Raw genomic sequence first — 21,352 nt, 5'->3', positions numbered from 1 at the left:
ATAACGTCATCCCCTGGTCGAGCAGGATTCACCTCGGGTGACCGCCCGGGATGCCGAGCAATCGTTCGGCCGTCCCGGCGAACGCCGGCACGGCGAATAGACTCATCGCGTATGTCCGACGACATCTCCCCCGAACTGGTCGTCTATCGCCGCCCAGGCTGCCCGTACTGCGCCCGGCTACGACGAGTGCTGAACCGCCACGGGATCATTCACCGCGAGGTCGACATCTGGGCCGACCCGCAGGCCGCGGCATTCGTGCGGTCGGTGGCCGACGGCAACGAGACCGTACCCACCGTGGTGTTGAAAACAGGCCCAGCCCAACGGCATTGGGTCAACCCCGCGCCGCGAAAACTGGTCGCGACCGTGACCGCCGACGCGCCGGAACTCACCGGCGGCACACGTCGCTTCGTGCTCTGGTGACCCCGCCTACCCTGGACGACACCGAGGCCGGGCCCCGGGGCGATTCTGGACTGATGGCGCGGCCCCGCCCCCGCCGGAGCGGAGCGGGGGCCGAATTTACAGCAGCCCCCAGTCCTCCAGGCCCTGGTACAGCGGCCGGTCGGCGGCGAGCTTGCTGACCCGGGCGCGCAGCGCGTCCAGATCCGCACCGCCGGCGAGGGCGGTCGCGATGATGTCGGAGACCTCGCCGAACTCCGCGTCGCCGAAGCCGCGCGTGGCCAGTGCGGCGGTGCCGATGCGCAGGCCGGAGGTGACCATCGGCGGGCGCGGGTCGAACGGAACGGCGTTGCGATTCACCGTGATTCCGATCTCGTGCAGCAGATCCTCGGCCTGCTGGCCGTCCAGCACCGAGTTACGCAGGTCCACCAGGACCAGGTGCACATCGGTGCCGCCGGTGAGCACCGTGATGCCCTTGTCCTTCACATCGGCCGAGTTCAACCGCTCGGCGAGGATCTTCGCGCCCGAGAGCGTGCGCTCCTGCCGCTGCTTGAACTCCTCGGTCCCGGCGATCTTGAACGCCGCGGCCTTGGCGGCGATCACGTGCATCAGCGGGCCGCCCTGCTGACCGGGGAACACCGCGCTGTTCAGCTTCTTCGCGTAGTCCTGCTTGGCCAGGATCAGGCCCGAACGCGGACCGCCGAGGGTCTTGTGCACGGTCGAGGACACCACGTCGGCGTGCGGCACCGGCGAGGGGTGCAGTCCCGCGGCGACCAGACCGGCGAAATGCGCCATATCGACCCACAGGTACGCGCCGACCTCATCCGCGATCTCCCGGAACGCCGCGAAATCCAGATGCCGCGGATACGCCGACCAGCCCGCCACGATCACCTTCGGCCGAACCGACAGCGCCTGCTCGCGCAGCGCCTCCATGTCGACCCGGTGATCCTCCTTGCTCACCCCGTAGGCGTGCACCTCGTAGAGCTTGCCGGAGAAGTTCAGCCGCATGCCGTGGGTCAGGTGACCGCCGTGCGCCAAATCCAGGCCGAGCAGTTTCTCACCCGGATTCATCAGCGCCATCAGCACCGCGGCGTTGGCCTGCGCGCCGGAATGCGGCTGCACATTGGCGAAGTCGGCGCCGAACAGCGCCTTGACCCGCTCGCGCGCGAGGTTCTCGACGACGTCGACGTGCTCGCAGCCGCCGTAGTACCGGCGGCCCGGATAGCCCTCGGCGTACTTGTTGGTCAGCACACTGCCCTGCGCCTGCAGCACCGCGCGCGGTACGAAGTTCTCCGAGGCGATCATCTCGAGCGTGTCGCGTTCCCGGGCGAGTTCGCCCGCCATCGCGGCAGCGAGTTCGGGATCGAGTTCGGCGAGCGATTGAGAATTCACAGAGGCGGCGGTCGTCTGGGTCACGGACCCAGTGTATTGGCCCGGCGCGCCCTCGATTTCCCCGGCACCTGAATCGGGGTGTACCGGCGCGCGGCCCACCGGCCGAGACTGGGACGCGCAGAACTCGATCACACCGAAAGGTAATTCACCATGCAACCGATCTACGTGCCGACGAATCCGATTCAGGCGCTACTGCTGCAACTCTCGCACCTGGTCTGCACGATTTCCTCCGGCGGGCACTGCGTGTGGCCTATGTGAGCCTGTCGCTCACATGCGGCGGACCGCTCCGGGGGTCAGCGGTTCGTCGAGCAGGCGACGGAAACGATCGGCCCGGTCGTCCTCGTCCACCGCGCGGTCGAGCCAGCCGCCGAGCAGGCGATAGCCCTCCACGTAGGTACTGATGTAGGCGCGCCACAGCGGTGAGGACAGGAAGCGCAGCGACTGCCTGGCACGTTCGGGGGTGGCCAGGCTCCAGCGCTGCAGGAAATCCGCGACCTCGTCCGCGCTGCGGCCGCGGTCGTGCAGCAGCAGCGCGGCATCCTGGCGCACCCCGAGCAGTTGCGCCGACGCGTTCGAAAGCCGTTCCGCCCGTTCACCATCGAATCGCAGGCCGAGGTCGGCGTAGATCTCCTGAGCCCACTTGCCCCAGCCCGGCCCGACGATGGAACGCAACGCCAGATCCGCCAGCCCCTCGGCCATCAGGCACTGCGGGGTGTTGACCACGAACAACGTCTGTTCGGCCTGCCCCGCGCCGACCAACCCGGCCTCCTTGCGGCAGTGCTCGGTGTGGTGACCGGGATAGGCCTCGTGCGCGATGAGCGCGGGCAGATGCGCCATATGCTGTTTGAGGTCGGAGTTGATCGCGACCCGGGACCGGTAGTTGCCCAGGTAGTAGTTGAACCCGGACCACGGCTTGTCACCGACGACCTCGTATTCCACCCGCTCGTGATCGGGCAACCGATAACGCGCCCGGACCAGTTCGCGCAGCGCGCCGGAGAACGCCGCGACGCATTCACTCAGCCGCTCCGGCGGAATCTCGTCGGCCTTGCGGTGCGCGCTCACCCGCTCGAACAGCGTGCCGTCGCCGGCCAGGACCTCGTCCATCTGCCGATGCGCGTCGCGATAGTCCGACTCGTCGCCGGGTGCGATATCCACGTCGAAATAGGCGCGCACCTCGTCGATGAAGGAAATCCGCTCACCGGCGAACTTGCGCGCGGAACATTCCAGGGCGCGCAGATGCGCATCGAGGAATTCGGTGCGTTCGCCGGACAACCCCGCCTCCGGCAGTTCTTTGCGCAATGCCGCGGCCCGCGTGGCCAACTCGCCCGGCAGCGGCGCGGGCCCCTCCTGCACCTCGCGCCGCAGCGCGGGATCTCCGGTGTAGGCATCGACGAACCCGGGTTCGAGGCGATCGAAAGCCAGTCCCAGCCGCAGATAATCGCTCACGAGCGGATGCGCGTTCATGACAGCCGACGATACCGCGACCGGGCGTTCACGCAGTCCGGGAAGTGGGCCCGCTTGCCAAACCCCGAGGCCGGGAGAGAAATGTCACTTATGGTTACTGGCGAGTAATAACACCCCGTGTGCGGGGCGGCCTTCCCGCCGAGGAGAATTCGCCTATGCCAGGACTGCCCACCGGATCCCGTCCCGCCGGGCGCGCGGACGGCGCGGGATCCTCGACACGGCGTCCGGACCGAATGCGTCATGTGCACCGAACCGAGAGCGTGGGTAAATGGCACGGATGAGTGAGCCGAGTCCCTATGTGGAATTCGACCGGAAACAATGGCGCACCCTGCGAAAGTCCACTCCCCTGGTACTCACCGAGGAGGAACTGATCGGCCTGCGCGGACTCGGCGAGCAGATCGATCTGGAAGAGGTCGCCGAGGTTTATCTGCCGCTGGCCCGGTTGATCCATCTGCAGGTCGCGGCGCGACAGCGATTGTTCGCCGCCACCGCGACCTTTCTCGGCGAGACGCATCCGGACCATCAGGTCCCCTTCGTCATCGGTATCGCCGGTAGCGTCGCGGTCGGAAAATCCACCACCGCGCGCGTGCTGCAGGCGCTGCTGGCCCGCTGGGACCACCACCCCCGGGTCGATCTGGTGACCACCGACGGATTCCTTTATGCGACAGCCGAACTCACCCGCCGGGGAATCATGCATCGCAAGGGTTTTCCGGAAAGTTACGATCGCCGCAAGCTGCTGCGTTTCGTGACCGAGGTGAAGTCCGGTGCGTCCGAGGTCTGCGCGCCGATTTATTCACATATCGCCTACGACATCCTGCCCGATCAGTTCCACTGCGTACGCCAACCCGACATCCTGATCATGGAGGGCCTCAACGTCCTGCAGACCGGGCCGCGCCTGATGGTCTCGGACCTGTTCGATTTCTCGGTCTACGTCGACGCGCGGATCGAGGATATCGAGAAGTGGTACGTCAATCGCTTTCTGTCCCTGCGCAAGACGGCCTTCGCGGACCCGAACTCGCACTTCCACCACTACGCCGGATTCAACGATCAGGAGGCGACGATCGCGGCCCAGGAGATCTGGAACGCGACCAACCGCCCCAATCTCGTGGAGAACATCCTGCCCACCCGCCCGCGCGCAACCCTGGTGCTACGCAAGGACTCAGACCACAGCATCAACCGAATCCGCCTGCGCAAGTTATAAATTCGAGAAGTAGGTCAAATCCGCCAAGCCGCGTCCAGTCTGGTGGCGACGTCTATTTCCCGGACCGCGGCGATATGCGGTTTGCGGATCTCGCGGGCTACGTAACGGGCGATGAAGCGGCGGATCTCGTGATCGACGCTGGCCAGCAGGCGTAGCAGCCGACCGCGCCGGGTGGCGGCGGCGACGTTGACGCGCACGTCGCTCGGGCGCGGTTCGGCGATATCGATGATCACGCGCAGCGGTTCGGCGGTGCGGACGATCAGGTGGACGCGGACCGCGCCGTCGACGTCGAAACGGTGGCGGTCCACGGTCAGGTCCAGCAGCAGATCGACCTTCAGCGGGATGATGAGTTCGAAGGTGATCTCCTCGCCGAGGTTGCGCACCAGCACCGGTTCACCGAGTCGTACCTGCGCGCTCACCTTGGCGAGCCGGCCGGGGCCGACCCCGATCGGGCCGAAATCGAAAGCAGCGCCGGTCAATCGGGAGAACGCGCCCGCGATCCGCGCCGGGGACGCCGCGTATTCCAGGAATCGCCTGCCGAATTCCTCGTAACTGATGTACGGCGTCGCGGCCGTCACCGCGCAGCGCTGCCCGGACTCACTCATCTACTGGACGGTACGCGAGCGCGACCGCGCACATCCGGATGATCATGTAATGCAACATATCCTGGGCCGAGCCGTTATTCGCCGGCCCAAACCCGAATGCCCCGAACCCGGGTTCAGGCGCCGTAACGCCGGTGCCGGGCGGCGTAATCGCGCAGTGCGCGCAGGAAGTCGACCCGGCGGAATTCGGGCCAGTACGCCTCGGTGAACCAGATCTCCGAATAAGCGCTCTGCCACAACAGGAATCCGGACATCCGCTGCTCGCCCGAGGTGCGGATGACCAGGTCCGGATCGGGCTGCCCGGAGGTGTACAGATGCTGGCCGATCGCGTTGACGGTGATCGACTGGACCAGGTCCTCGCCCGTCTCGCCGGCCGCCATCTCCTGCCGGACCAGTGAGCGCACCGCATCGGCGATCTCCTGGCGGCCGCCGTATCCGATCGCCACGTTGACGTGAACGCCGGTGCGGCCGTGGCTCTCGTCGGCGGCCTTGCGCATCCGGCGCGCGACGTCCTCCGGCAGTCCGTCGAGCGAGCCGACGATCTTCACACCCCAGTTCAGCTCCGGCGCGGAGAGTTCCTCCACGACGTCGGTGATCACCTCGAACAGGGTTTCCAGCTCGTCCGGATCGCGGTTGAGGTTCTCGGTGGACAGCAGATACACCGTCACCATCTCGATGCCCTCGGCCTCGCACCAGCCGACGAGTTCGGCGATCTTCAGCGCACCGACGCGATGCCCGTGGCTGACGTCGGTGAAGCCGTTCTCCCGCGCCCAGCGGCGATTTCCGTCACACACCACGGCCACGTGACGCGGATGTTGTTTGCCTGCGAGCTGTTTGGACAGCCGCGCCTGATAGATGCGATACGGCAGCTCACGCACCTGACTTGCAAGCTTCACGGAGAGCAACCCTACGCCCCGGAGATATCGGCACGCCGCGTACATCGGGGGGAACCGGACCGCTGACGTGTCATCGGCATCGCGATGGCGAGATCGGTAACTTACGGTACCGTAGGTTACTCAGGAGGTAAGCCTTGTCCGAATCGGTGACGCCCATGCCCGCCGCCCTGGGCCCAATCGGGCTCGCGGCGAACATCCCGGTCAAACCGCGTATGCGGGGCTGGATACACACCTGGGCGGTCGGTATCGCCGCCATCGCCGCAATCGCGCTGGCCGCGGTGTCCGCGACCGTCTCGGCGACCGCGGGCCTGTCCACGCTGGTCTACGGGCTCACGGTCTGCGGCGTCTTCGGGGTCAGCGCCACCTACCACCGGGTGACCTGGACCAGCGCGCGGACCCGCATCCGTATGAAGCGGGCAGACCATTCGATGATCTTCCTGTTCATCGCGGGCAGCTACACGCCGTTCGCACTGCTGGGCCTGCCCGGTCGCACCGGAACCACACTGCTGGCCGTGGTCTGGGCGGGCGCGCTGGCCGGGGTCGCGCTCAAACTGCTGTGGCCGACCGCGCCGCGCTGGGTCGGCGTGCCGCTGTACCTGCTGCTGGGCTGGGCGATCGTGCCGGTCGCGGCGCCCATGACGCACCACGTCGGCGTGCCCGCGATGATCCTGCTGCTGGTCGGCGGGCTGGCCTACAGCATCGGCGCGATCCTCTACGCGGCCAAGTGGCCCGACCCCTGGCCGACCGTCTTCGGACATCACGAATTCTTCCACGCCGCAACGGTTCTCGCGGCCCTGTGCCACTACGTCGCGGTGTGGCTGGTCGTGCTGGGATAACCGCCCGGATCGCACGGCGCACCTGTGACGTACCGGACACGATCCGGTCGAAACCGACGACGCCGCGCGCTCGGGTTCTATGCTCCTCGTTCGTGCTCTACGAATCGATATCGCGCTGCCGCACAAGTTCCACGCCATGATCAATCGGTTGATCCTGTGGGCGCTGCGGATGCGCTGGGGGCTGTCGAGCGTGGTGCTGCTGTGCCACGTCAGCGGGCTCGCGGTCATCATCATCGAACTGTGGCTGAGCGGTTTCCTCGGGCGGCTCGGACCGGACTGGATGAGCGCGCTGGCGCAGACCGCGATCTACCCGATCCTGGGTGCGCTGGTCGGCGTCGCGATCGCCGTGCGCGATCGCAGCCACTATTTCGGCTGGCTGGACACCGGCCGCAAACCCACCGAGGCCGAGGCGCGGCGGCTGTTGAACCTGCCGATGGCGACCACACTTCGGGCCCTGGCCATCTGGCTGCCCGGCGTGATCATCGTGACGCTGCTGTTCGCACAGGTCGTGCCGTCGCGGGCGATCGCGGTGGTCGGCGCGATGTTCGCCCTCGGCGCGTTCGAATCGGCCGGTTTCACCCTGCTGATCGTCGACCGGCTGATCCGGCCCGCGATCCCGCTCGTCGCGACGGTGCTCGGCGGGACGATGCACTGGAGTTCCACGGTGCTCAACCGGGTCGTGCTGTCCTGGACCGTCTCCGGGATGATGCCGCTGCTGATGCTGATCACCGTGCTCGCCGATCCGGTCGCCGCACCGGGCGACCGCATCCACACCGCGCTGTACATGTCCCTGGTGGGGCTGCTGGTCGGCGCGATCGCCACCGCCACGCTCGCCCGAGCGGTCGCCGCGCCGGTGCGGATGCTGCGCCGCGCCCTGGACCGCATCGCGCACGGCGATCTCGAGGTGCGGGTGCCGGTCGGCAGCGCCAGTGAGATCGGCCGGCTCGAGCATTCGGTGAACGAGCTCGCCGAGAACCTGTCCGAACGCGAACGGCTGCGCGATGTGTTCGGCCGCCATGTCGGCACCGAGGTCGCCGAACGCGCCCTGGCCGGGAGCATGGACCTCACCGGCGACGTTCGCGTGGTGACCGCACTGTTCGTGGACGTCGTGGGTTCGGTCGAATTGTCCACCGAACTCGCGCCGCGCGAATTCGTCGCCAAATTGAACCGGCTGCTGTCGATCGTCGTCTCGGCCACCGAGGACAACGGCGGACTGGTGAACAAATTCGAGGGCGATGCCGCGCTGTGCATCTTCGGCGCGCCGATCGCCTTGCGCGACAACGCGACTCCCGCACTGCGCGCGGCCCGCCGGATCCGCGACGAGGTGGCCGCCGGGGGTGAGCTCGATATCGGCATCGGCGTGGCGCGCGGATCGGTGTTCGCCGGAGACGTCGGCACGGACACCCGCCTGGAATTCACCGTCATCGGCGACGCGGTGAACGAGGCGTCCCGGCTGACCACCGAGGCCAAACATGTGGCCCGGCGAATCCTGGTGAGCCAGAACGTCGTCGAGGCCGCCTCGGGTAACGAGAGCGCGGCCTGGGAACTGCACGAGACCATCCACCTGCGCGGCCGCAAGGAGCCGACGGACTGCTGGACCGATATCGCCCCTGCCGTGCCGGGCGGCGGCCGGAACAAGAGCGCCGCGGACGGCAACGGCGCCTCACCTGCCTCGGCCTCGGCCACATCGGACGCCGCGACGAGAGCGGCCGATTAGGTTGCCAGGCGCGACCTCGCCGGGGTGCGGCGCCGACGTAACGTCACGAATGTGCAGCTCAACACGTAGCGGGCGGGACCGCTACAGCGGCCATCGGCATCGACGCGGTGGTCGTCCCCGCATCCCGACGGCCGCACGGTTCGCTGAATCGCGACGGCCGTACGGCTCGCGATCGAACACCGGCCAGCCGCCGCTTTCCGCCGAACCTGCTGCGCCGCAACCACTTTCGATGCAAGGTCACGGGTGCCAGGTGATCCTGCCGCCCTGGAAGTCCTGCGCCTTGCCACCGCGGTAGTCGTATTCGTCGCTGGTCGGGTAGCCGTAGCGGCCCTTCTCCGCGCCGTTGCCCTGCCACACTCCGGCGATATTGCCCCAGACCGGATGCGCGCCGGTCTCCTCGGACCAGTAGATCACTCCGCCGGGGAACAGGTTGTAGCGTCCGGCGCCGTCGTTACCCGCCTTGGACTCGTCCGAGACCGGGAAGCCCAGCGGGCTGCGCTCCCAACCCAGCGCGGCGTATTTGTCGCGGATGAGACCGCAGACGTCGTGCGCGTCGGTGCCGACGGACCAGTAGATCGAGCAGCCGCGCTCGAAGACCTGGAACCGGCCGCCCTGCGCGGCCGATTCGGCGGTGGTCGGATTGCCGAAGAAGTTCGTGCCGCCCGCGCGATCGTATGCCTTCTCGATGGCGCCGCCGACGTCGAAGGCCCCGATATGCCGCGCCGCCGCCGGGCCCGCGCCCGTTACAGTGGCAAATACCACTGCGGCGAGGCCGGCGGTCAGCGCCAGTGCACCGCGTCCGGACGGTCGGTACGAACGGTTCCTACGAGGCTGCATGGTCACATGAACTCCCTGTCCAAGCGGTCGATCCGGACCCCGACGACCGCTTTCTGCACGCCATCCTGCAAGGACTCGCCGCAGTCGGCAAGCCTCCTCGGCCAACCTGGTGAGACTTCATAGCCACATGCTATACATGTCCCGCTGCCAGGCTTTTCTCGAGCACGGCGCGTCACCCGGGCATCCCTGACCACGCCCCGGGCGCTACGGTGATCCGCGGCCGACCCGGGAAACGCGGCCGATCCCGTGGCATCGGTCGGTGGTCGGCCCATGCGCCCGGCGAGCGCGGCACATACGGGAACGACCGGCAGACCGCATCCCGAATCGCCGTCCGAACCGCTCGGAGCCGAGCCCGGCACATCCCACGCACCAGGGAGATCACCTGACGGCCGAGGCGCCCGGGATGAGCGCAGAGGCTGCCTGTCATCGACCGGGATGTCGCAGGCCGGGCCACCGTCACCGAGCCGATCGCGCGGCCGGCCGGTCACCACATGGGGTGAGGAATCACTTCCCGCTCGATGCGCTCGACCCGAGAGACGCGCGCAGTGCCTGCGGATCGGTCACCGGGAGATCGCAGACCGCGCCGCGGCAGACGTAGGCGGCCGGGCGGGCGTCGACCGGAGGGCGACTGTCCAGCAACGGGGCCGAATCCTTTTGTCCGGCAAGTACTACCGATCCACCAGGGGCGGACCAGCGTGCGGCGGTGAGCAATTCGGCCGTGGCCGGGTCCAAGCCCTCGGGGAGCGCGACCGCGATCTGCAGCGGGCCCTGGACCGACGCCTCGGCGACCGTGAGCCAGTGACCGCCCGATCGCGGCGCGCGGGCGAGCACGATCGCGCTGCGGGACAGGGTGGATTCGGCCAGTTCGCGGTAGCGGCCCGCGCGATCCGGATCGCTGAGCGCCGAAGCGGTCAGCAGAGCCTCGGCGAATGACGAAGCGCCCGAGGGGGTTGCGCCGTCGAACGGGTCGCGCGGGCGGGAGATGAGCGATTCGGCGTCGTCGGCGGTGTCGAACCACGCGCCCGCGGCGGACGGATCGGCGAACCGAGTTATGGCGATATCCAGCAGTTCCTGGGCGCGGTCGAGCCAACCGGGTTCGCCGGTGGCCTGATACAGCGCGAGCAGACCGCCGGCCAGCCAGGCGTAGTCCTCAAGAATGCCGGGGGCCGCACCGGTCACACCGCCGAGCGAGGCGCGCCGCAATCGGCCGTCGATCACATGTTCCGACAACAACATTCGCGCGCACCGGGCCGCGGCTTCGATCCAATCCGGCCGTGCGTGGGCGGCCCCGGCCTCGGCCAGCGCGGTGATCGCCATGCCGTTCCAGGCGGTGACCACCTTGTCGTCACGCCCGGGTTGCGGACGCGCGTCGCGGGCCTGCCGCAGCAGGGTCCGGACCCGATCGAAACGCTCGGGATCGACCGGGCCCGAGATGTCGGCGCGGCCCGCGGGCACCGGCAGGGTGAGCACCGAGGCGCCGTGTTCGAAATTCCCGTCCGCGGTCACATCGAAAACCGTTGCCGCCCAGGCTCCGTCGTCGGCACCGAGAACTTCGTTCAGTTGCGCGGGAGTCCAGACGTAGGTCGCGCCCTCGACTCCCGGCCCGTCCGGATCGACGTGGGTGTCCGCGTCGAGACCGGAGGCGAATCCGCCCTGCTCGGTCCCCAGATCGTCGAGAATGAACGCGGCTGTCTCCACCATCACCCGGGCCGGCAGGTCACCGCGCGAAAGCTGTTCCGCGGCAGACTCCTGCGCGCCGGATCGAGCCAGATGTGCGTAGACACGCAGCAATTGGGCGTTGTCGTAGAGCATCTTCTCGAAATGCGGTACCACCCAGGCGGCGTCGACCGCGTACCGGGCGAATCCGCCCCGCAGCTGATCGTAGATACCGCCGCGCGCCATCGCGACGGCCGTATCGAGCACCGCCTGGCGCGCCGTCCGGTCGCCGGTGCGCTCGACATGCCGCAACAGCCCCTCCAACAGGGCCGACGGCGGAAACTTCGGCGCCCCACCGAATCCCGCGTATCGCGGATCCACATCACGCAGCACCGCCGCGACCGCGTGATCCAGCAACTCCGGACCGACCGCGAGATCACTGTCCGGCAGCCCGCCCGCCTGCGCCCGCAACGCGTCGGCCACCTGCCCCGCGGCCTCGTCCACCTCCGCCCGCCGCGTCCGCCAGGTATCCGCCACCGCGGTGAGCACCTGCGTGAACGACGGCATCCCACCCCGCGGCGCCTTCGGGTAGTACGTCCCGCAGTAGAACGGCTCCCCCTCCGGCGTCAGAAAACACGTCATCGGCCACCCGCCCTGCCCGGTCATCGCGACCGTGGCCGACATATAGATCGCGTCGATATCGGGCCGCTCCTCCCGATCCACCTTCACGCACACGTAGTTGGCATTCATCAACTCCGCTGTGGCCGCATCCTCGAACGACTCGTGCGCCATCACGTGACACCAGTGACACGAGGCGTATCCGACGGACAGCAGGATCGGCACGTCCCGCGCCACCGCTTCGGCCAGCGCATCAGCGCCCCACTGCCGCCAATCGACGGGATTGTCGGCATGCTGACGCAGATAAGGCGAGGTCGCGCTGGCCAATTGGTTCACACAGCCAGCCTCCCACAGTCGATGCCCTGGCTCATCCCGCGTGTCGGGCCAGATGGTCGACAGGTGATAGCGCGAAACGGCCGCGCCTGCCTCAAGCAGCCAGGCACCACGTTGTCCACCCGGGCTTGCGCCTTGCGCGCGGCGTACGGCTGCCCGGCGACGAGGGGGAGCCGACTGCCGGCGCGGTGACCGGATCGAGACTCGTCTTCGGCGTTTCGCCGACTCCCGGCCGGTCGGCGCCATCGGCCTGGGCATGCGCAGGGCCCGCAGAGATGGTGCCGTCGCGTCCGGTACGCGGTAGTCACACCGGGGCCGTATCGGAACAAGTTGCATAGCAACCGATCTCGCGCCATCTGCCGCACCGGTGCGGTTCGGCGGACGGCTGGAGGATTCGGTAGTATCGGGCGACGTTTGCGCGCTATGGAGGGGGAAGCATGACACAAACACCTGGACAGTGGGCCGGCCAACCACAGCAGCCCGGTCAACCGCTGCACAGTGGGCCGCAGCCTTATCAACCTGCGCCGGGGACGTACGCACCCGCACCGGCGGTTCCGCCCGCACAGTTCGCGCCACAAGGCGGGTTCGCAGCGCCGCCCCAGCCCTATCAGGCGGCGGCGCAACATTATTCGCCGCAACCGGGCTACCAGCAGCCCGGGTACGCCACTGCTGCGCCGCCGCCCGCCGGGGCCCCGGAATGCCGCGTGTGCGGTGCGACGCCCGCGGCCAAAGCGAGGTTCTCGAGTATCACCGGGATCATCGCGACTTGGACGGTGAAGCAATGGCGTGGCCTGTACTGCCGGACCTGCGGCCTGGCGACGTTCCGGGAGGCGATGTCCGAGACCCTGGTCGGCGGGTGGTGGTTGATCGTCTCGTTCGGGATCATCCCGCTCTACGTCTTGACCAACCTGTACGGACGCTCCCGGGTCGCCCGGCTGGCGGAACCGACAGGTCGGCGATCACAGCCGATGATGTCGGGTCCGCCGGTCTTCGCTCGCCGGAAAGTCCAGGTCGTAGCGACTATCGGCCTTGCGATGTGGGTGTTGTTCTTCACGTTCGCGAAGTGGAAGAGCTGAGCTCAGTTCGACTCGCGTCCGCGCGCGGTGACCGGTTCAGCCAGGTTTTCCTCGTCGCAGCGGCGCTGCCAGGCGTCGATCGTCTCCGCCAGGCCGGCGCCGAGGCGCGGGCCGGGGGTGAAGGTCGCGGGCAGATGCCGCATTCCCTGGATGGTTCCGATGGTGTCGTAGTGCACGGTGCCCGCGGGGTCGCAGACGAAATCCGGCATCCGATCCAAAACCGCGACGAGCATCCGCTTGAACACCATACGGGCCATATTGGAGCCGATGCAGCGATGAATGCCGAGACCGAAACTGAAGTGGCGGTTGCCTTTTCGATCCATGACCAAAGTGTCCGGGTCGGGGAACACCGCCGGGTCCCGGTTGGCCATCGCCCACGACAACCAGAGCCGCTCACCCTCCTTGAACTGCTGTCCGGCGATCTCGCAGTCCTGCGCGAAGGTGCGGCCGTCACCGGGGGCGGGGGTGAAGTAGCGCAGGAACTCCTCGGTTGCCGCGTTCAGCAGCAGCTCGCGTTCGCGGCTGAGCGTTTCGCGCTCGGCCGGGTTTTCCGAGAGCCATTCGAGAGCGTGCGCGGTGAGCGCGGTCGTCGTGTCGAACCCGCCGCCGATCAGCAGGGCCAACTGGCCGAGCAGGTCCATGTCGTCGGCCGGCTCGCCGTCGATCCGCAGCCGAACCAGCGCGTCGATCAAGCCGGGGCGCGGGTTCTCCCTGATCTCCTGCAGATTGGCGAACAGATCCATCCCCATCGCCAGGTGCAGTTCCTTGATCCGGTCCATGTCGGGTGAGTCCGGTGGCGTGTAGACCGAGGCGTGCGCAGGCTCGCAGTAGATCGACCACTTGCGCAGCGGAACACCCAGCATCGCCAGCGTCAGCACGGCGGGTACGACGTTGGCCAGGTCATCGACGAAGTCGATCCGCCCGGACTCGATCTTCTCGTCCAGGCAGGCCCGCACCAGATCGTCGACGAACGGAATCCAGCGCTGTACCGCGCTGGGCGACAGATAAGGGTTCAGCACCGAACGGAATTGACCGTGTTCGGGATCGTCCATCTCGAGGATCCCGTTGCGGATCGGCATCGCCTGCCCGTCCGAGGGAATGGTGATGCCCTGGTAACCCCGCCGTTCCCCCTTCACATCCCGATCGTTGGAGATGTGCGGACAGCGGGCCAGCTCGAAGACCTCCCGGTTGCCGGCGGCCACCCAGTGGCCGCCGTGCGTCTCGGTCCATGCGATCGGGCACCGCTCGTGCATCTCCCGGGTGATCTCGCCGAAGCGATGCCGGTACTCCGGGGTGTGCCGGTCGAAGTGATAGGTGTTGCGCCGGTGGTCGGACTCCGGCCGGACATTCTCCACAGTCATGGTCGAGGCCCTTTCAGCTCAACGAGATCGCGCGTTCGGGACACGAGCCGACGGCCTCCCGGGCCCCGGCTTCGGCCTGGGCCGGAACGTCGCCGTCGACGGCCGTGGCGTGGCCGTCCAGATCGCTCAGCCGAACCAGCTCGGGTGCGACCATCGCGCAGATGGTGTGCCCCTGGCAGCGTGCGGGGTCCACGGATAGCTTCATAATTCCTTCTGTTCGGGTGTATTCGGTTATTACGTTGTCGCGCAGTCGTTATCGAGCTCGATGAGCGGTCGGCGCGGCGCTGATCCGCTGGATGAGATGTTCGACGAGGGTGATCAGCACGCGCTTGCACGAATCCCGGTCGCGGGCATCGCACAGCAGCACCGGCGTCTGCTCGTTCAGGTCCAGGGCCTCGTGCACTTCGCCGGGCGTGTAGTGCGGTGCGGTCTCGAAAGCGTTGACCGCCACCGCGAATGCGGTACCGCGGCGTTCGAAGTAGTCGATCGGGGCGAAGGCCGCTTCCAATCGCCTGGTGTCCGCCACGACCACGGCGCCCAGTGCGCCGCGCGCCAATTCGTCCCACAGGAACCAGAATCGGTCCTGCCCGGGCGTACCGAACAGGTACAGCACCAGGCTGTCGTCGATCGTGACGCGACCGAAGTCCAGCGCGACGGTCGTCGTGACCTTCGCCTCTACCCCACTCAAATCGTCTACGCCCGTGGACAATTCGGTGATGAACTCCTCGGTGCACAGCGCGGGAGTCTCGCTGATGGTGGCGACCATCGTGGTCTTGCCGACCCCGAATCCACCCGCGATGAGAATCTTCACCGAGGTCGCCATGGGCTTGTTCGAATCAGAGCTTTCTGATGCCATCTAGTACCGCTCGCAAGAGATCGAGGTCCTCGGCCGGGGCATGGTGCGCGGCGACCGGAGCACGGGAAACGAGTATGCCGTCGGCGATCAGGTCGCCGATCAGGATCTTGGTGACCGCCAGCGGCACCCGCAGTGCGGCGGACACCTCCGCCACAGCCAGCGGCTGCTGGCACAACTGAACGATCTGACCGTATTCCAGTTCGATGCGACGCAACGGCGGCGCCGCGGCGGAAACCGCGACGATGGTGAGCATGTCGAGCGTGTGGACTCGACCGGACGTCCGTCCGCCGGTCCGTGCGTACGGGCGGACCAGCGGCCCGGCCGCCTCGTCGAACCACCTCCTGGAGTCGGGGTTCATGGCAGTCGCTGGTTGAGGACCTGTCCGGTCAGCTGCGAGCGCGGTGTCGTGGACAGCAGACTTCCGACGCGTTGGACCGTGAGATTCATTTCGTAGGCGACCATTCCGAGTTTCGCGTCCGCGGTGGCCTGCAGCGCCAGACAGGCATGGCTGCCCGCGGCGGTCACGAACAGGATCGCGCGATCCAGCTCGATGATGGCCTGCCGGACGCCGCCGCCGTCGAACCGGGCGCCCGCGCTGCGGCCCAGGCCGTACAGCGTCGAGGACATCGCGCCGAAGTGCTCGGCGTCGTCCCGGGACAGGGACGAGGACCGACCGAGGAGCAGCCCGTCGGTGGAATGCACCACCGCATAACGGGAGCCGACCAGTCGCTCGATCAGATCGTCCAGCAACCAGTTCAGATCATTGGTTTGCGGGTTCGTCATCGGTGCTTCCTCTATCAGAACGTCGGGCTACCGGAACCAGGTGCGCCGGGGTCTGCCCGGCGGCCCTGCATGGTTCCGATCTCGATGGCGGACAACATGTCTCGTGCCTGTTCGGCGGTTCGCACCGGTGGTGCGGACTGCTCCTGCGGCTGCGGCTGGGCGCCGTCGTTCGCCAGCTCCGGCGCCAGACTGGCCTGACGGCGGCGGCGCGGCAGCGAAGGGCGCGGCCGGGCGCCCGATTCGGCGCGGCCGTTGTCGCCGGAACCGCCATACGGCGGGAGTTGTCCGGGAGCGTCGAATCCGATCCCGGTGTCGCCGGCCCGCGCTGCCGCCGGCAACGGCTGCGCGACCTGACCGGACAGCTCGGGTACGGCCGCCGACCCTCTCGCGTCGGCGGCCCGCCACGCTCCGGTGGACGGGAACGCATCGGCGACAACCAGTTTCGAGGGGATGACGACGATGGCGCGGACACCGCCGTAATCGGATTCCGCGAGCCGCACCGCGACGTCGTTGCGCCGCGCCAGCTGGGCCACCACGAACATGCCCAGTCGCGAGTCCTCGGACAAGGTGCCGACACCGAAGTCGGGCGGATCGGCCAGCACGGCATTGAGCCGGGCGAGCTGTTCCTCGCCCATCCCGACGCCCTGATCCACGATCTCGACGGCGACCCCCTTGCCCACGATGCCGGCGCGGACCTCCACCTGCGATTGCGGCGGGGAGAAGTTGGCGGCGTTGTCGATGAGTTCGGCGAGCAGGTGCACCAGGTCGGCCACCGAACTGCCTGCGACCATCAGATCGGGGGCTCGGACGATCTTCACCCGGCTGAAGTCGACCGCCTCACTGACACTGCTTCGGACGACCTCGAGCAACTGAACGGGATTGCGCCACCCGCGTCCGGGCTCGCCGCCGGCCAGAATGATCAGGTTCTCCGCGTTGCGCCGTTCGCGGGTGGCGAGATGGTCCAGGCGGAAGAAGATATCCAGCAGCGTCGGATCCTCCTGCGTGGATTCCGCCTCGTCCAGGAGTTCGAGCTGGCGATGGACCACGGTCTGGCTGCGGTGCGCGATGTTGAGGAAGACCTTGCGCACGCCCTCGCGGGTGCCGGCCTCGGTGACGGCGGCGGAAACGGCCTCGGTCTGGGCATGGTTGAACGCGTCCGCCACTTGGCCGATCTCGTCGCTGCCGAACGCCAGCGGTGCGGACTCGGCGCTCACGTCGACCGCCTCCCCGGCGCGCAGACGCTGCATGATCCGCGGCAGCCGCTCGTTGGCCAGCGCCAGCGTCTCGTTACGCAGCCTGCCCAGGCGCGCGATGACCCGGTTGGCCAGCAGCAACGACACGACGAAGGCCGCCACCGCGGCGGCCAGCAGCAGACCGCCGACCAAGAGTGCGTCGCGCGCTTTGGCATCCGCGGTGTCCGCCGCCAGATTGTGCGCACGCAGCATCTGGCCGTCCCAGAGCGTGAGCAGCGCGTTGTCGGCCTGGGCGGTGGTATCGGCCCAGTCCTGGGCGCTGAACGCCATCGGGGCCGGGGTCGGCGTCGCACCGGATTTGCTGGGCGCCGCGGTGATCGGGTCCAGCGCACGCGCGAGGAGGGTGTTCTCCATCATCACCAATCGCAGCCAGTCCTGGCTCGTCGTGACCGCTTTGATCTCCGCCGATTGCGCGGCCTGCGATTCGATACTGGTGCGATATCCGCCGACCAGCCGCGAGAATTCGATGGCCAGCGCCGGGGACAACGTTTCGTTGTGGGTCAATACCGCGCCCAGCGCCGCACTGCGCGACAGCATTTCCGAGGCGGAGACGATCGTCAGCGCGGTCGCCACCGCGCTCGCCACCTGGGGCGTCGGCGCATCGGCCTCCACAATCTCGCTGCCGACCGAGATCGCGTCCAGGAAATGGCCGAAGTAGTTGTACGCGTCGGCGATCGGCAGCGTTCCGGCGTCGACCTGAGCACGTACCGACAACAAGCGCGATTTCGCGGTCTGAATACCGCCGATGTTGCCGGTCACCTCGGAATGCCCGATCTTGCTGAACTCGGGCGAGGTCTGGTCGAGCGCACTCGAGATGGCGTCGAAACGGGCCCTGGCCTGCGTGAGCGGTCCGGGATCGCCGCCGCCGCTCGCCAGCCGGACAACCGAATATTGCCGTTCGAGTTGTACCGCGGTAACCAATTCCCTGGTCTGCGGGGTTGCGGCTGCCAGGGCTTTCGACCAATCCCGTGCATGCCTACCTTGGGTCACGGCATATCCTGCGCCGCTGACACCGATGACGAGCAATACGAGGCTCGGGACGAGTGCAATGGCCAGAATACGAGCCCGGACACCCAGTCTCGGTTTGAACATTGCCACAGCATATCGGTTGGATCACGATATCGCACCGATGAATCCGGAAATAAAGTTATTGCATTCGAGCATGATAGAACGCGTTTCAAACAATCACCCGGATGAATTACAGAAAAGGCATGAGGAATTGATCGTCCGGAAAAACGAGCCCGGCCGACCTGAATTCAGCGCTATTCCGCAGGAAACTCACATACTCGGAACCGCGGTTGCGGGAAGAAGCTTCGAAGCGATGATCTGTTCGCGAAGCATGCAAAATGTGACGAGCATTCGACATGACTCGGGGAAGCGGTCGAGATGTCGACCATCCGAACGCTCGCCTATACGCCCCCGCAGACCTCGATCGACCAAATCCGCACGGCACAACCCTCCTTCGGCCGACTGACGCTCACCCCGGCCTCGACCGGGGCACCGACCGCTCGCGACGGTCACTTCGGCCCTGCCTGCCATGCAACCGGACCCATGGCGACGACGGAGAGAGGCTGCGAGATTCCGTTACGAAACCGTAATCGGGGAAAAGGTTTACCCCGAGTGTGCGGAGGCCGTCGGCCCGGACCCGCTGCCTCGCAAGATGTCCCGTGCCGGCCGACCGGCCGGCTCGATCGTCTGGCAGAGTGTCGATGTGCGAAAGCAGCGGTCACGGTGGTCGATGCGGGGCGCGCTCGCGGCGGCGGCACCGCCCCTGTTCGTCGTCGGCGCGAACGCGTGTTTGCGAATGGTTTCTGCCGGACGGCGTTTCACCGTGTCGACGGTGCCCCGGGCACCGGTGGTGATCGTGCCGGGGGCGCGGATCGGTCCGGACGGGCTGCCGATGACGTACCTGCGCGGACGACTCGACATCGCGATCGAACTGCTCGCCGCGCACAAGGCCGGCGAGGTGCTGATCTCCGGCGATGCGCAGGGGCACTCCGGTGACGAAATCGCCTCGATGCGAAAGTATCTGGTCGAGCACGGCGTGCGCCCGGGCCTGATCCGCGCGGACCCCGAGGGCCTGTCCACCCGTGCGACCTGCGAGCGGGCCCACGATCTGTTCGGCATCGACCGCGCGATCATCGTCACGCAGAATCAGCACGCGCCACGCGCGATCGCCCTGTGCCGCGGTGCGGGCATCGATGCGAACGGCGTGGACGCCTACTGCGAGTGCACTCGCAGGACATGGGTGCGCAATACCGTTCGGGAATGGCTCGCCGCCCCGAAAGCCGTTGCGGCACTGATCTCGTCGACTCGCCGCCGGGGAACCGCGCCGCGTCGGGTCTTACGTGCCGAAACCGTGACCCCCGGACGCCGCGGGCTGGGTATCCCCACGGTATGAGCAACACCGCAGGACCCGGTCCGGCGCAACGCCGGCCCTGGTTCGCCGATCTCGAGGACGCCGAACGCCGCGGCGCGCACGGAAGTGCCGGAATCGGCTATTTCGACTGTGACTGCGATATCTGCCATCACCGTCATCACGAGCGGCCGTACTGAACACGAACCGGTAGACGTAACTCCCCGGGGCACACAGCAATTCGCCCCCGTTTCCCGAGATCGGAAACGGAGGCGAATCGATGTCCTGCTGTTGAGCGCGCCGGTGCGGGATCAGGATTTCCGTGGTGGCTTCGACTTCGAACCGCCGGAACTCGCGGCATCGGACTCGTCGACCTCGACGGGATCCTCGGCCGGAGATTGGGATTCGGAGTCGGTATGGGATTCCGCCTCGGCCGCACCCGGATCGGTGCCCTCGTCGGCCGCCTGATCCGGTTCGGGATGCTCCGGGGAGAAATCCGCCGGCAGGCCCTTGATGTGCTTGTTCATCGAACGGATCAGCAGCACGGTGCCGGCCAGCAGGATCAACACGATGACCAGCCCCAGCGGGGACGCCTTGCCGAATTCCGGCCCGGTGGGGTTGGTGGTGGTGCCCTGAGCGAGAACGGTGAGAATCATCGGTCCGCGACCTCGATCTGCGGATCCTCGATACCCGCGAACAGATCGGTCTCCGGGATCTCGGTGCGCACCCGGGTCCGGGCGAGTTCGAATTCCTCGGTGGGCCACAGCCGCTGCTGCATCTCCAGCGGAATCGCGAAGAACGCCCCATTCGGATCGATCTGCGTGGCGTGCGCGCGCAATGCCTCGTCACGCTGCGGGAAATACTTGGAGCACTCGATCTGGGTGGTCACCCGGCCCATGATGTCGCCGCGTTCCTCGGCGGCCTTGCGGAACCGGTCCAGCCACTCCTGCATCGGGAACGGCTCGCCGATCCGCTCGTACTCCTGAGCGAAGATCTCCATTCGCGAAATGCTGAATCCGTGGTCGTAGTAGAGCTTGCTCGGCGTCCACGGCTCGCCCGCGCCGGGGAACTTCTCCGGATCGCCCGCGGCCTCGTACGCCGCCACGGAAACCTTGTGGCACATGATGTGGTCCGGATGCGGATAGCCGCCGTTCTCGTCGTACGTGGTGATCACGTGCGGTTTGAACTCGCGCACCACGCGCACCAGCGCCTCGGTGGCCTCCTCCAGCGGGACCAGCGCGAACGAGCCTTCCGGCAGCGGCGGCAGCGGATCGCCCTCGGGCAGCCCGGAGTCGACGAATCCGAGCCAGCGCTGGCGGACGCCGAGCGCCTTGGCGGCCTCGGCCATCTCCTCGCGGCGCACTTCGTCCATGCGCTCGAGGATGCCGGGGGTATCCATCGCCGGATTGAGGATCGACCCGCGCTCACCGCCGGTGAGGGTGACCACGAGAACGTCGTTGCCCTCCGCGGCGTACTTCGCGGTCGTCGCGGCGCCCTTGCTGGACTCGTCGTCGGGATGAGCGTGCACCGCCATGAGACGCAGACCGGTCACGACTCCACCATCTCGCTCACGCCTCCGCCTCGTTGCTCACCGTCTTCACCTCATCGCTCTCCGCCGCCATCCGGGCAGGGGGTGTCGGACCTGTCTCCCTATAGTTCCATCCGACCCTCTTTTGTTCCGAGCTACCCCCTGCAAAGGTGAGGTAGGCCAAATACTTG

The 21,352-nt window shown here is 67.4% G+C and carries 21 protein-coding genes; 7 read left to right on the top strand and 14 right to left on the bottom strand.

Annotated features, from left to right (window positions below; genetic code table 11):
- Positions 1-111: 111 nt before the first annotated feature.
- Positions 112-420 (top strand): glutaredoxin family protein, encoded by a 309-nt coding sequence (locus tag AC5WS7_RS28525; protein ID WP_495957674.1) that lies wholly within the window; start codon positions 112-114, stop codon positions 418-420.
- Between the two features lie 96 nt (positions 421-516).
- Here AC5WS7_RS28525 and glyA read toward each other — a convergent pair whose 3' ends face one another.
- A complete protein-coding gene (glyA, locus tag AC5WS7_RS28520; RefSeq protein WP_495957673.1) occupies positions 517-1,812 on the bottom strand; it encodes a serine hydroxymethyltransferase in 1,296 nt (431 codons plus the stop codon).
- A gap of 243 nt (positions 1,813-2,055) precedes the next feature.
- On the bottom strand, positions 2,056-3,252 hold the full coding sequence (locus AC5WS7_RS28515) for a DUF885 domain-containing protein (protein WP_495957672.1): 1,197 nt from the start codon (positions 3,250-3,252) through the stop codon (positions 2,056-2,058).
- Positions 3,253-3,520: 268 nt separating this feature from the next.
- On the opposite strand from AC5WS7_RS28515, the gene coaA reads away from it, so the two are divergent.
- Positions 3,521-4,453 (top strand): type I pantothenate kinase, encoded by a 933-nt coding sequence (gene coaA, locus AC5WS7_RS28510; RefSeq protein ID WP_495957671.1) that lies wholly within the window; start codon positions 3,521-3,523, stop codon positions 4,451-4,453.
- Positions 4,454-4,467: 14 nt separating this feature from the next.
- On the opposite strand, the gene AC5WS7_RS28505 is transcribed toward coaA, so the two are convergent.
- Together AC5WS7_RS28505 and AC5WS7_RS28500 are read right to left on the bottom strand one after the other, a co-directional pair.
- Positions 4,468-5,058, bottom strand: a complete 591-nt coding sequence (locus tag AC5WS7_RS28505; protein ID WP_495957670.1) for a hypothetical protein — start codon at positions 5,056-5,058, stop codon at positions 4,468-4,470.
- A gap of 113 nt (positions 5,059-5,171) precedes the next feature.
- A complete protein-coding gene (locus AC5WS7_RS28500) occupies positions 5,172-5,996 on the bottom strand; it encodes an isoprenyl transferase (protein WP_495957669.1) in 825 nt (274 codons plus the stop codon).
- 110 nt (positions 5,997-6,106) lie between these two features.
- Between AC5WS7_RS28500 and trhA the strand changes: the two genes are divergently transcribed.
- Positions 6,107-6,787, top strand: coding sequence for a PAQR family membrane homeostasis protein TrhA (gene trhA / locus AC5WS7_RS28495; RefSeq protein WP_495957768.1), 681 nt, complete (start codon positions 6,107-6,109; stop codon positions 6,785-6,787).
- A gap of 136 nt (positions 6,788-6,923) precedes the next feature.
- Entirely contained in the window at positions 6,924-8,504 is a 1,581-nt protein-coding gene (locus AC5WS7_RS28490; RefSeq protein WP_495957668.1) for an adenylate/guanylate cyclase domain-containing protein, read from the top strand.
- A gap of 237 nt (positions 8,505-8,741) precedes the next feature.
- Here AC5WS7_RS28490 and AC5WS7_RS28485 read toward each other — a convergent pair whose 3' ends face one another.
- Both AC5WS7_RS28485 and AC5WS7_RS28480 read right to left on the bottom strand, forming a co-directional pair.
- Entirely contained in the window at positions 8,742-9,266 is a 525-nt protein-coding gene (locus tag AC5WS7_RS28485; RefSeq protein ID WP_495957667.1) for an LGFP repeat-containing protein, read from the bottom strand.
- 579 nt (positions 9,267-9,845) lie between these two features.
- A complete protein-coding gene (locus tag AC5WS7_RS28480) occupies positions 9,846-11,951 on the bottom strand; it encodes a thioredoxin domain-containing protein (protein ID WP_495957666.1) in 2,106 nt (701 codons plus the stop codon).
- Positions 11,952-12,385: 434 nt separating this feature from the next.
- Between AC5WS7_RS28480 and AC5WS7_RS28475 the strand changes: the two genes are divergently transcribed.
- Positions 12,386-13,024 carry a hypothetical protein gene (locus AC5WS7_RS28475; RefSeq protein ID WP_495957665.1) on the top strand — a complete coding sequence of 213 codons (639 nt, stop codon included), beginning with the start codon at positions 12,386-12,388 and terminating at the stop codon, positions 13,022-13,024.
- Between the two features lie 2 nt (positions 13,025-13,026).
- Here the strand turns inward: AC5WS7_RS28475 and AC5WS7_RS28470 are convergent, their stop codons facing one another.
- From AC5WS7_RS28470 to AC5WS7_RS28445, 6 genes are read right to left on the bottom strand one after another with little or no spacing between them, the layout of a single operon-like run.
- Positions 13,027-14,385, bottom strand: coding sequence for a cytochrome P450 (locus AC5WS7_RS28470; RefSeq protein WP_495957664.1), 1,359 nt, complete (start codon positions 14,383-14,385; stop codon positions 13,027-13,029).
- Between the two features lie 13 nt (positions 14,386-14,398).
- Positions 14,399-14,590, bottom strand: coding sequence for a ferredoxin (locus AC5WS7_RS28465; protein WP_495957663.1), 192 nt, complete (start codon positions 14,588-14,590; stop codon positions 14,399-14,401).
- 48 nt (positions 14,591-14,638) lie between these two features.
- A complete protein-coding gene (locus AC5WS7_RS28460) occupies positions 14,639-15,208 on the bottom strand; it encodes a GTP-binding protein (RefSeq protein ID WP_495957662.1) in 570 nt (189 codons plus the stop codon).
- A 13-nt stretch (positions 15,209-15,221) separates the two neighbouring features.
- The gene (locus tag AC5WS7_RS28455; protein WP_495957661.1) at positions 15,222-15,599 is read right to left on the bottom strand and encodes a DUF742 domain-containing protein; all 378 of its coding nucleotides are present in this window, start codon (positions 15,597-15,599) and stop codon (positions 15,222-15,224) included.
- Complete coding sequence (locus AC5WS7_RS28450; RefSeq protein WP_495957660.1) at positions 15,596-16,024, bottom strand: roadblock/LC7 domain-containing protein; 429 nt, start codon at positions 16,022-16,024, stop codon at positions 15,596-15,598. Before AC5WS7_RS28450 ends, AC5WS7_RS28455 begins: the two co-directional genes overlap by 4 nt.
- 14 nt (positions 16,025-16,038) lie before the next feature.
- On the bottom strand, positions 16,039-18,267 hold the full coding sequence (locus tag AC5WS7_RS28445) for a sensor histidine kinase (protein WP_495957659.1): 2,229 nt from the start codon (positions 18,265-18,267) through the stop codon (positions 16,039-16,041).
- A gap of 850 nt (positions 18,268-19,117) precedes the next feature.
- On the opposite strand from AC5WS7_RS28445, the gene AC5WS7_RS28440 reads away from it, so the two are divergent.
- Complete coding sequence (locus tag AC5WS7_RS28440) at positions 19,118-19,678, top strand: SanA/YdcF family protein (protein ID WP_495957658.1); 561 nt, start codon at positions 19,118-19,120, stop codon at positions 19,676-19,678.
- A complete protein-coding gene (locus AC5WS7_RS28435) occupies positions 19,675-19,833 on the top strand; it encodes a hypothetical protein (protein ID WP_495957657.1) in 159 nt (52 codons plus the stop codon). Before AC5WS7_RS28440 ends, AC5WS7_RS28435 begins: the two co-directional genes overlap by 4 nt.
- A gap of 111 nt (positions 19,834-19,944) precedes the next feature.
- Here the strand turns inward: AC5WS7_RS28435 and AC5WS7_RS28430 are convergent, their stop codons facing one another.
- Together AC5WS7_RS28430 and mca are read right to left on the bottom strand one after the other, a co-directional pair.
- Positions 19,945-20,289 carry a hypothetical protein gene (locus AC5WS7_RS28430; protein WP_495957656.1) on the bottom strand — a complete coding sequence of 115 codons (345 nt, stop codon included), beginning with the start codon at positions 20,287-20,289 and terminating at the stop codon, positions 19,945-19,947.
- A complete protein-coding gene (mca, locus tag AC5WS7_RS28425) occupies positions 20,286-21,167 on the bottom strand; it encodes a mycothiol conjugate amidase Mca (protein ID WP_495957767.1) in 882 nt (293 codons plus the stop codon). Before mca ends, AC5WS7_RS28430 begins: the two co-directional genes overlap by 4 nt.
- Positions 21,168-21,352: the final 185 nt, after the last annotated feature.

The organism is Nocardia sp. PLKS1-43, assembly GCF_059510335.1.
This window is presented reverse-complemented; position numbering and strand designations above follow the sequence as displayed.